Source organism: Streptomyces sp. NPDC050564 (assembly GCF_044457265.1).
In the GTDB taxonomy this organism is placed as follows: domain Bacteria; phylum Actinomycetota; class Actinomycetes; order Streptomycetales; family Streptomycetaceae; genus Streptomyces.
In genome coordinates this window covers 335,199-345,825 of record NZ_JBITGS010000005.1, presented here as the reverse complement: position 1 = coordinate 345,825, position 10,627 = coordinate 335,199, and the positions used below count along the sequence as shown (strand labels likewise).

The 10,627-nt window shown below is 71.5% G+C and carries 7 protein-coding genes and 1 pseudogene; 5 read left to right on the top strand and 3 right to left on the bottom strand.

Annotation, left to right across the window (positions count from 1 at the left end; genetic code table 11):
- Nucleotides 1-244: 244 nt before the first annotated feature.
- Nucleotides 245-991, bottom strand: a complete 747-nt coding sequence (locus ACIBK0_RS11015; protein WP_399077961.1) for an ankyrin repeat domain-containing protein — start codon at nucleotides 989-991, stop codon at nucleotides 245-247.
- Between the two features lie 106 nt (nucleotides 992-1,097).
- Nucleotides 1,098-1,994, bottom strand: a complete 897-nt coding sequence (locus ACIBK0_RS11010; RefSeq protein WP_399077958.1) for a hypothetical protein — start codon at nucleotides 1,992-1,994, stop codon at nucleotides 1,098-1,100.
- Nucleotides 1,995-2,214: 220 nt separating this feature from the next.
- Here ACIBK0_RS11010 and ACIBK0_RS11005 point away from each other — a divergent pair, with 220 nt between their 5' ends.
- From ACIBK0_RS11005 to ACIBK0_RS10995, 3 genes and pseudogenes are all read left to right on the top strand, one after another.
- Nucleotides 2,215-2,997: a S1 family peptidase gene (locus ACIBK0_RS11005; protein ID WP_399077956.1), complete on the top strand. Its 783-nt coding sequence runs from the start codon at nucleotides 2,215-2,217 to the stop codon at nucleotides 2,995-2,997.
- Nucleotides 2,998-3,723: 726 nt separating this feature from the next.
- Nucleotides 3,724-4,200, top strand: a complete 477-nt coding sequence (locus ACIBK0_RS11000; protein ID WP_399077953.1) for a GNAT family N-acetyltransferase — start codon at nucleotides 3,724-3,726, stop codon at nucleotides 4,198-4,200.
- A gap of 120 nt (nucleotides 4,201-4,320) precedes the next feature.
- Nucleotides 4,321-7,386: pseudogene (locus ACIBK0_RS10995) on the top strand (endo-alpha-N-acetylgalactosaminidase family protein); the annotation flags it as partial.
- Here the strand turns inward: ACIBK0_RS10995 and ACIBK0_RS10990 are convergent.
- Nucleotides 7,278-9,122 (bottom strand): beta-galactosidase family protein, encoded by a 1,845-nt coding sequence (locus tag ACIBK0_RS10990; protein ID WP_399077950.1) that lies wholly within the window; start codon nucleotides 9,120-9,122, stop codon nucleotides 7,278-7,280. The pseudogene ACIBK0_RS10995 and the gene ACIBK0_RS10990 overlap by 109 nt on opposite strands.
- 147 nt (nucleotides 9,123-9,269) lie before the next feature.
- Between ACIBK0_RS10990 and ACIBK0_RS10985 the strand changes: the two genes are divergently transcribed.
- Nucleotides 9,270-10,178, top strand: a complete 909-nt coding sequence (locus ACIBK0_RS10985; RefSeq protein WP_399077948.1) for a helix-turn-helix domain-containing protein — start codon at nucleotides 9,270-9,272, stop codon at nucleotides 10,176-10,178.
- Nucleotides 10,179-10,198: 20 nt separating this feature from the next.
- Nucleotides 10,199-10,567: a chorismate mutase gene (locus ACIBK0_RS10980; RefSeq protein ID WP_399077945.1), complete on the top strand. Its 369-nt coding sequence runs from the start codon at nucleotides 10,199-10,201 to the stop codon at nucleotides 10,565-10,567.
- Nucleotides 10,568-10,627: the final 60 nt, after the last annotated feature.

The following is a 10,627-nucleotide window of genomic DNA, read 5'->3' as shown; positions in this document are numbered from 1 at the left end:
GGGGGGGGCCCGCCCCCCCCGGGGGGGGGGGGGGGGGGGGGTTCTTGGGGGGGGGGGGGGGGGGGGGGGGGGGGGGGGGGGGTTTCCCCCCCCCCCCCGCCCCTGCCCGTCACTCGGGGTCTCCGCCCCCAACCCCCATCGGGCTGAACGGCCTTGTCCTCAAACGCCGGAGGGGCTGAAAATCAGCCCCTCCGGCGTTTGACGGGTACGGCGAAGAGGCGAAAAATCCCTGAACGGCCCCCGCTCAGGGAGCCGCCCCCAAGGCCGTCTCCAGAAGCGCCGCTGTCTCGGCATGCCCCGTCTGCTGGTCGTCGGCGGCGAACGGGTGACCTTCCGCGTCGAGGAGCTGGACCTCGACGATGATGCCGTCCTCCGCCGGATAGCGGTGGGTCGCGTACGGGTGACCGGGGCCGTGGGTCCGGGCCAGGCCCGCGCGGAGTTCGGCCTCCACGTCCAGGGACAGCCACCGGCGGGCCTCGGCGAGAGCCTCGGCGACCGCCTGCGCTCGGTACGCGAGAAGGACTCGCACGCACCCCGGCGAACCGCGGTGCGCGGCCGCCACGAGCGGCGGCTCGCCGGTCGGGCCGGGCCGGTTCGGGTCCGCACCGGCCGCGAGGAGGGCCTCCGCCACCTCGGTGTGTCCGCGCCGCAGCGCCCACGTCAGGGCGGTGAAGCCGAACGCCTCCACCGTGTCCGGGCCGGCCCCGGCCGCGAGCAGTGCGCGCACCACCGACGTATGGCCGCCGCAGGCCGCACCGCACAGCGGAGCGTCCGTACCCTGACTGAGCCGGTCGGGGGCTGCGCCGGCCGCCAGCAGCAGTCGTACGATGCCGGGTTGGTCGCTCACAGCGGCCAGATACAGCGCCGTCTGGCCGTCCTCGTCCACCGACTCCGGGCTCACGTCGGAGCGCAGCAGCAGCCCTACGACCGCGTCCTCGTCACCCTCGTACACAGCGGTGAAGAGGCGCGCCGCGGGGTCGTTCGTGCTCATCCTTCGACCCTCGCTCGCGAAGGACGCCTGAGGCAAAGGCTTTTGGGGTGTTCTGTCTCACCTCTTACGCCTCACCTCTCACTCTTCGCCCCTCACATCTCACCGGTCACGTGTCGCACTCCAGCACCGTCCGGCACAGCGCGCAGCGTGCCCGAACCCGGCCGCGCACCGGCACCCTGATCCGCTGGTGGCAGGTCGGGCAGGGGAACGACACACGCAAGGGGCCGCGGGTGTCCGGGGTGAAGGCGTAGGGGACACCGGGGTGGGAGCCGGGGGCGTGGTGGTCCTGGGCGTAGCGGCGGTCCTTCGCGTAGCGGCGGCGGCCTGCCCAGCCGGCGGCGGTCAGCGGGGGCTGCTGTTCGTCGCGGCGGGCCTGCGCCATGCCCTTGGCGTACGCGGTGTACGCCTGCGGGCTGGTGAACCAGATCGCGGGGTCCTCGCCGAAGACGAGGGCACGTTTGGCGAGGACGTAGCCGAACTCCTCGGGAGTGAGGTAGCCGAGCTTCTGCGAGGACGCCGCGTCCTCGCGGTAGGCGTCAAGCAGGAGCCAGCCGGCGCCGAGGTACGTCGCGGCCGTGTCCGTGAGGATCTCGGTGTCGCGGGTGCCGGGGAAGGAGAGGTCGAGGCGGTGCAGATAGACGTGCATCACCTCGTGGGCGAGGGCGGCGCCGATGTCGCGGCGGTGGGTGCGGAAGCGGTCGTTGAGCTCGATGAAGTACTCGGGGCCCGCGGCGAGTTCGACGTTCGCCGCGTGGGTCATCTCACGGAAGCCGATGATCATCCGGGCGTCCGGCAGCCGGTAGTGCCGCACCATCTCGCGGGCCACGCGCTGCGCGCCCAGATGCAGGTCGTCGATGTCGGCGAAGGCCACGTCGGCGGGGGCCACGCTGGTCGCGAAGGTGTGGATGGTGTCGTACGAGAGCCGCTTGTAGAGCGCGGTGATCGACGCCCGCACCATGTCCAGATGCGGGAAGCCGTGCTCGACAGGTCCGCCGTTGGCCACGTCCGCACCCCCTGAAGACGTCAGCACTGGATTCCACTCTAAGCGGGCTTTCTCCCGGCGGCGGGGTGGCCGGGCGCACGGAGCGGTGTCTGGCCGGAATGCGGCTCTTGCCCGGGCTGCGTGGCGGTCCCCATAATCCGCACCAGCTTGGCAGGGGCATGCCATCACAACCTCTCCATGCCCTGCGCCTCGCGTTCAACCCCCCACGAAAGGAAGCGCGTTGAAGTCTCTCAAGAAGTCCAGCTTCATAAGAAGAGCGCTCGCCGTTGCCACGGTCGCGCTCGCCGCGGTGTCTCTGCAGCCGCTGTCCGCCCAGGCCGCGCCCGCGCCCGTCGTCGGCGGGACCCGGGCCGCGCAGGGCGAGTTCCCGTTCATGGTGCGGCTGTCCATGGGCTGTGGCGGCGCCCTCTACACCAAGAGCATCGTTCTGACCGCCGCGCACTGCGTGGACGGCTCGGGCACCAACACCTCCATCACCGCCACCGCCGGCGTCGTCGACCTGCAGAGCAGCAGCGCGATCAAGGTCAAGTCGACCAAGGTGCTCCAGGCGCCCGGCTACAACGGCAAGGGCAAGGACTGGGCCCTGATCAAGCTCGCCAAGCCGATCGAGCAGCCCACCTTGAAGATCGCCACCACCACCGCGTACAACAACGGGAACTTCACCGTCGCCGGCTGGGGCGCCACCCGCGAGGGCGGCGGTCAGCAGCGCTACCTGCGCAAGGCCACCGTACCCTTCGTCGACGACGCCACCTGTCAGCAGGCGTACGGCAGTGACCTCGTCCCCGGTGACGAGATTTGCGCCGGATTCGTCCAGCAGGGCGGCGTCGACACCTGCCAGGGCGACTCCGGCGGGCCCATGTTCCGCAAGGACAACACGGGTGCCTACATCCAGGTCGGGATCGTCAGCTGGGGCCAGGGCTGCGCCGAGCCTGGATACCCGGGCGTGTACAGCGAGGTCTCGACGTTCGCGGCCGACATAGCCCGGGCGGCGTCCGGACTGTGAGGGCCGGGGCCGTCGCCCCGTACGCATGACGGTGCGGGCGCCCGTGACCCCGGTTGCGGGCGCCCCGCTGCGCCGGTCCCATGGAGGGGAGAGCCCGTTTCCGGGTCCCGTTTCCGGGTCCCGAATCGGGAGCCCCTTTCCGGAGCCGTCTCGGGAGCCGGCCTCGGCCCCACCGGCCTGGAGGTACGCGACGACGGCACCAAGCGGCTCCCCGGCCTCCCCGGCAGCGCCTTCGGTTTCGTCGGTCTCACCGAACGCGCCACCGCCCTTGGGGGCACCCTCACGGCCGGCCCCGCACGGGAGGGCGGCCGGCAGGTCCGCGCGTGCTGCCGTACGAGAAGACCGGCCGGCGATGACGCGGCAGCGTACGGCGGTGGAAAGCCCCCCTCGGCTGTGGCGTGCGTCGTGCGCCGGCGGTGGGAGTGCGTTCGGTTGTGGTGCGTGTCCGGCGGTGGGAAGGCCGTTGGCTGTGGTGCGTGACCGGCGGTGGGAAGGCCCTCGGCTGTGGCGTGCGTCGTGCGCCGGCGGTGGGAGTGTGCTCGGCTGTGATGCGTGTCCGGTAGCGGGAGTGCGCTCGGCCGTGGCGTCCGGTGGCGGAAAGGCCCTCGGCTGTGGTGCGTGTCCGACGGAGGGAGTGCGCTCGGCCGTGACGCGTGACCCGTGCCCCGTGCCCCGTGCCGAAAATGCCTTCGGCGGTCGTCCCGGGGCGCTGGCATACTCCGCGCCATGACCACCGAAGAGCACCCCGCCGACCCCACCCAACAGCTGCCCGTCTCCGCATCGTTGGAGGTCGGCGGCAAGGACCGCGCCCTGGAGCGGCGGCTCGACGACGAGCTCACCGCGTTCAACGCGGAAGCCACCGGCGCCGGTGTTCCCGCGCCGCTCTCGGTCCGCGTGACCGACGCCGCGGGCGAACTCGTCGGCGGGCTCACCGCCTGGGTCTGGGGCAGTTGCTGCGCGGTCGACATGCTGTGGGTGCGTGCGGACCAGCGGCACGCGGGCTGGGGGAGCAAGCTGCTCCGGGCGACCGAGGAGGAGGCCGCCCGGCGCGGCTGCGCCGAGATGATCGTCTCGTCGTTCACTTTCCAGGCCCCCGACTTCTACCGCGGGCACGGCTACCGCGAGACGGGCCGCACGGAGGGCATCCCGGGCGGGCATCAGGACGTGCACTTCCACAAGGTGCTGCAGGCGTCGGACCGTTAGACCACCGACCCGTTAGTCCAACTCCTCTCCCTCCTTTGTCCATGGGCACGTTCGCCCCACCCGGCGCAGGCTGACGGCACGGAACCCGCCCCCAGGAGGAGTGACTTGCAGCCCTCAGCCATGCCTTCACACGCCCTGCCCTCGGACTCGTTCGCACCCACCCGCCGCGCCGTCGTCGCGGCGGGCGCCGCGGCCGGAATCGGGGCCGCACTCGGTATGCCGGGTACGGCCTCCGCCGAGGCGGCCGCCTCCGGCGAGGACCTCGTCATCCGCTCCCGCGCCCTCGAGGTCCGCGTCGCCGCCGCCTTCCCGCGGATCGTCTCGTACACCGACCGCGCCACCGGCGCTGTCCTGCACGGTCAGGAGGACGAGGTCACCTCCGTGCTCGTCGACGGCACCGAGCGCACCCCGACGGTCACCGCCACGGCGGGCGACACCGCGGTCGCGTACCGGCTCGCCTTCGACGGCGGCACCACGATCGACGTCGAGATCTCCGTGACGAACCGTCAAGTGGCCTGGCGCGTCACGGAGATCGCGGACACCGCGGCCCTCCCCGTCGGAACGCTCCGCATCCCCGGCCTCGCCCTGCTCTCCGTCCGCAGCGATCAGTCCGGCGCCCAACTCCTGGCCGCCCGCATTCAGTTGGACAAGTCCCGGAGCGGCGACACCCTGCTCACCCCGACCGCCGACAGCCCGACCGACACGGCCACCGGATGCGCGTACGCCGTCGTCGCGCACCACGGACTCGCGGCTGCCGTGGAGACCAACACGGTCTATGACAAGCCCGACGGCACCAGCTCGTGGGAGAACGGCAGGCTGTGGCGGCAGACGGTCCGCAAGGACGGCTACGTCAAGGCGCAGCTCACCCCCGGGCAGTGGACCCACCGCGCGGCGACCGCCACCGACACCGAGCCCCTTCCGTACGCCACGGTCATCGTCACCGGCGACCGCAACGGGGACGGCGTGATCGACTGGCAGGACGCGGCGATCGCCTTCCGCGACATCATGGTCAGCCCGCTCGGCGCCGACGAGACGTATCTGCGTGTCGTCCCGCACATTCCCTTCAACTTCGCCTCGCAGGCCACCAATCCGTTCCTCGCCACCCTCGACAACGTCAAGCGGATCTCCCTGGCGACCGACGGACTGCGGCAGTTCACCCTCCTCAAGGGCTACCAGTCCGAGGGCCACGACTCCGCGCACCCCGACTACGCGGGCAACTACAACGAGCGCGCGGGCGGCCTGGACGACCTCAACACCCTGGTCGGCGAGGGCAGGAAGTGGAACAGCGACTTCGCCGTCCACGTCAACGCCACCGAGTCCTACCCCGTCGCCCACGCCTTCTCCGAGACCCTCGTCGACAAGACCAACGAGCAGTGGGACTGGCTGGACCAGTCCTACCGGATCGACCAGCGCCGCGATCTCGTCTCCGGCGACATCGTGCGTCGCTTCGCGGACCTGCGGGCCGACGCACACCCTGCCCTCAATTCCCTCTACATCGACGTCTTCCGCGAGTCTGGGTGGACCTCCGACCGACTCCAGCGCGCCCTGCGCGACCAGGGTTGGCACGTCACCTCCGAGTGGGGCCACGGCCTGGAGCGCTCCTCTCTGTGGTCGCACTGGGCGACCGAGACGGACTACGGCCCCGACACATCCCGCGGCGTCAACTCACGGCTCGTCCGCTTCATCCGCAACCACCAGAAGGACGTCTTCGCCGACAAGTGGCCCACCTTGCTGGGCATCGCCCGCATGGGCAACTTCGAGGGCTGGACCGGCAAGACCGACTGGACCTACTTCTACGACCTGATCTGGACCCACTCGCTGCCCGCCAAGTACCTCCAGGCGTTCCCGATCAGGACGTGGGGCGAGCACGAGATCACCTTCGAGGGGGCCACGTCCGTCTCCGACGCCGACGGCACCCGTCGCATCACCACCGACGGACGGCTCGTCTACGACGGAGGCTCTTATCTCCTCCCCTGGGACCCCAAGAAGCCCACGAAGCTGTATCACTACAACCCCGCGGGCGGCAGCAGCAGCTGGCGGCTCCCGCGCGCATGGGAGGGACTGTCCCGGGCCGCCCTGTACCGGCTCACCGACCAGGGCCGGGTGTTCCTGACATACGTCCCCGTACGCGCCGGCAGGATCACCCTCGACGCCTCGGCCAAGCAGCCGTACGTCCTCTACCGCACCCGCGTCGCCGACACCCCCGACCCCGCCTGGGGCCAGGCCACTCCGCTCCACGACCCGGGCTTCAACTCCGGCTCCCTGAAGGGCTGGACGGTCAGTGGTCCCGCCTCCGTCGAGCTCAGCGACCTCGGCGACTACGAGCTGGTGATCGCCTCCGGCGGCGCCGCCACCGTCTCCCAGCGGCTCACCCGTCTGAAGCCCGGCCCGTACGCCGCCTCCGTCCAGGTCGAGGTCGGCGAGAGCGCGGACGACACCCGCAAGGCGTCCCTCCACATTCGTACCGCCGACGGTGTCACCGCCGCCAACTGGACCGAGACGTCCACCGCGGGCAACTACGTCGCCGCCGACCGCAAGCACGGCACCCGCTTCCAGCGGCTGTTCACGTACTTCACGGTGCCCGAGGGCGGCGGAGGGGTCGACCTCACCCTGCGCGCCGCCGCCGGGCACGCGCGCGTGCGGTTCGACAACGTAAGGGTCGTGCCGGCACGCCCTACGGCGAAGCAGGGCACCCTCGTCTTCGAGGACTTCGAGAACGTCCCCCAGGGCTGGGGCCCCTTCGTCAAGGGCGACGCGGGCGGCGCCACCGACCCGCGCACCCACATCGCCCAGCGGCACGCGCCGTTCACCCAGCGCGGCTGGAACGGCAAGACGATCGACGACGTCATCGACGGCTCCCAGTCGTTGAAGTCGCGCGGCGAGAACGACGGCCTGGTCTACCGGACCGTGCCGCACACCGTCCGGTTCGAGCCGGGCAGCCGCTACCGGGTCACCTTCCGCTACGAGAACGAGAAGGCCGGGCAGTACTCCTGGATCACCGCCGTCGACCGAGGGGCGACGACGAGCGAGACCGACCGCACCGACCTGCCCGTCGCCACTGAACCGGCCGAAGTGACCTACGAGTTCACCGCGCCCCGGGACGGCGAGGCCTGGGTCGGACTGCGCAAGATCGGGGACGACGGCACGGCGGAGTTCTCCCTGGACTCCTTCGAGGTCACCGAGGTCTCCAGGGTCACCGAGGTCTCCTGAGACGGTGGAGCCTCCTGAAGCTCCAGCACCCACACCTCGTTGACGCCCTCGCGCAGGACAGGACCAGGGACGTACAGCGAGCGCTGTGGACCCACGGACCAGTACCGTCCGAGATTGAATCCGTTGATCCAAACGAACCCCCGGGTCCAGCCCGGGAGTTCGAGGAAGGCGTCCCCGGCGCCGCGCACCTCGACGGTGCCGCGGTACAGGCCGGGGGCGCCGTCCTCGGGGAGTTCCCGGAAAGGGATACGCCCGATGTCGTCCAGGGCGTCGAGACGCAGCCCTCGCGCCCGCACTCCGTGCAGATACTGCCGCTCGTGCAGCACGCCCCCCGTGATGCCCTTCGGCTCGCCGGTGCGCGGCCCGTAGTTGACCCTCCCCAGGGACTCCACCCACAGCTCCACGCGCGCGTGCCCCACGACGGGCTCCTTGAGCTGCGGCTCGTCCTCGGTGAGCACCCCGGCCCGCGCGCCGTCGACGTACGCCACCGCGAGGTCCCGCAGCCCACGCAGGGTCAGCGGATAGGGCTGCCGGGGGCCGGGCACGGTCACCTCGTACTTGACCAGCCCCTGGTCCACGTCCAGTTCCTCGAAGGTCGGCGGCACGGGGTACTCGCCCCCGGGGCCGCCCAGCGTCTCCAGGACGGCGTCCAGGGAGGCCCATTGCCGAAGGCCGGCCGACGCGGACGCCCCGAGGCGCGCGGGCGGCGGCGGTACGTCGGGCAGCGGCCCGTCCGCGTACCCGGCGAGGATCTCCCGGAAGCGCCAGAACTTCTCGGTGGGGCGCCCGAGCTCGTCGATCGGCGCGTCGTAGTCGTAGGAGGTGACGTCCGGCTCCAGCGGGCCCTCGTGCAGATCGCCGCCGCCCCGGTTGGCGCCCGCCCAGCCGGCGAAGTTGGTGCCCCCGTGCGCCATGTAGACGTTGACCGAAGCCCCGCACTCCAGGATCTCCCGCAGCGCGTCCGCCGCGTCCCCCGGATCGCGTACGACGTGATCGGCGCCCCAGTGGTCGAACCAGCCGCACCAGAATTCCATGCACATCAGCGGGCCCTTCGGCCGGTGCCGGCGCAGTGTCTCGAAGGCCACGCGCGCGTGGGAGCCGAAATTGGCGGTCGCCAGGATGCCGGGGATCGAACCGCCGGTGAGCATGTGGTCCTCGGGGCCGTCCGAGGTGAACAGCGGAACGCTCACGCCCTCGGCGCGCAGCAGCTCGGCCAGCCGGCGCAGATACACCTGGTCGGAGCCGTAGCTGCCGTACTCGTTCTCGACCTGCACCATCAGCACCGGGCCGCCACGGTCGATCTGCCGCGGCACGATCTCGCCCAGCAGATGGTGGAACCAGCGCTCCACATGTCCCAGATACTCGGCGTCCCGCGTCCGGATCCGCCCGGTCAGCCAGTGCGGCAGCCCGCCGTTGTCCCACTCGGCGCAGATGTACGGCCCGGGACGCACGATCGCCCACAGCCCGGCCTCACGCGCCGCGTCCAGAAAGCGGCCCAGCTGCCGGACCTCCCGGAAGACGCCGGGGCGAGGCTCGTGGAGATTCCACGGAACGTACGTCTCCACACAGTTGAGCCCCATCGCCCGCAGCATCCCCAGCCGATGCGCCCACTGCTCCTCGTGCACCCGGAAGTAGTGCAGTGCACCGGACAGCAGCCGCACCGGGCGTCCGTCCAGCAGAAAATCCGTGTCCCCCACCGTGAACTCGCTCATGGCCACACGATCACCCCCTGGCGGCGGCCGCGTCCATGGACAAAGATCAGCGCTGATTGGACGCAAGCGACGCGTACGGGCACGCAGTGACGTTCAGGTACGTGTGCAGACACGCCGGAGTCGCCGAGCGGGGCGGGAGAAAAGCGGATGTACCACACCTGGATGCGCTATTTCACCCCCGCACCTGTCCATCACCGGCTCGGCCTCGCCTGCCTCGGCGTCGGCCTCCAGCACGGCGAGCTGCCCGTCGTCGGACCGCGCAACCTCGACCACCACGTCGCCGTCGTGATCAGCGCGGGCAGCGGCTGGTACCGGACCCCCGACGGGCACCGCCACCGAGTCACCGCGCCCGCCCTGATCTGGCTCACCCCCGGCGTACCGCACCACTACGGGCCCGACCCGAGCTGGGACGAGTGCTTCGTCGACTTCACCGGGCCCGCGACAGCGACATACACCGAACTCGGCTACATCGAACCGGACCGGCCCGTCGTGCCCCTCGCCGACGCGGGCGCCGCCCGCGCCGTCGTCGGCCGCATCGCCCGCGCCGCCCGCCGCGGCAACCCCCTCCTCGAGGTCGAGACGGGCGCCGCCGTCCACGAACTCCTTGTCGCCCTGCGCCGCGCCCGCGCCGACCTCGCCCCTGACGGCGACGAGGTCCTGCAGGCCCTCGCCCGCGACGCCTTCCAACCGCTGTCCGTCGCCGAACACGCGGCCCGGCACGGGATGACCCCCGCCGAACTGCGCACCGCCGTCCGCCGCGGCGCCGGATGCAGCCCCAAGGACTACCTCCTCGGTATCCGCCTGGGCCGCGCCAAGGAACTCCTCGCCGCCACCGAGCTCCCGGTCGCCGCCGTCGCCCGCCGCGTCGGCTACGACGATCCCGCCTACTTCTCCCGCCTGTTCACCCGCCGCGTCGGCATGGCGCCCGTCCGCTTCCGCGAGCAGCAGGGCCGAACCGTCCCCGGCGGCTGGAGCAACCGGATACCGGACCCCGACGATCCGCCGATGATCGAGGGGCCGCACGCCACCCAGGGACCCATGATCGAGCCGCTGTAGGCCACGTAGGGTTGGACCCCATGACGACGAGCAACACCAACGAAGCGACCGGCGGCGGAAGCGGCCAGGTCGACCCCGCGGTCCGCGCCGAACTCGCCCGGCTGCGCGACAGCATCGACAACATCGACGCCGCCGTCGTGCACATGCTCGCCGAGCGGTTCAAGTGCACCCAGCAGGTCGGCCACCTCAAGGCCGCACACCAGCTGCCGCCCGCCGACCCGTCCCGAGAGGCCCACCAGATCGCCCGGCTCCGCCGGCTCGCCGAGAACGCCAAGCTGGATCCGGCCTTCGCCGAAAAATTGCTGAATTTCATCATCGCCGAGGTCATCCGCCACCACGAGCGCATCGCGGACGACGCGGGCAACGGTACGGCCGACGCGGGGGAGTGACACCGGGCGGTCGCAGCGTGCATGCTGCGTGAGCACTCTTCGCCGGGCACTCGCCGCCGG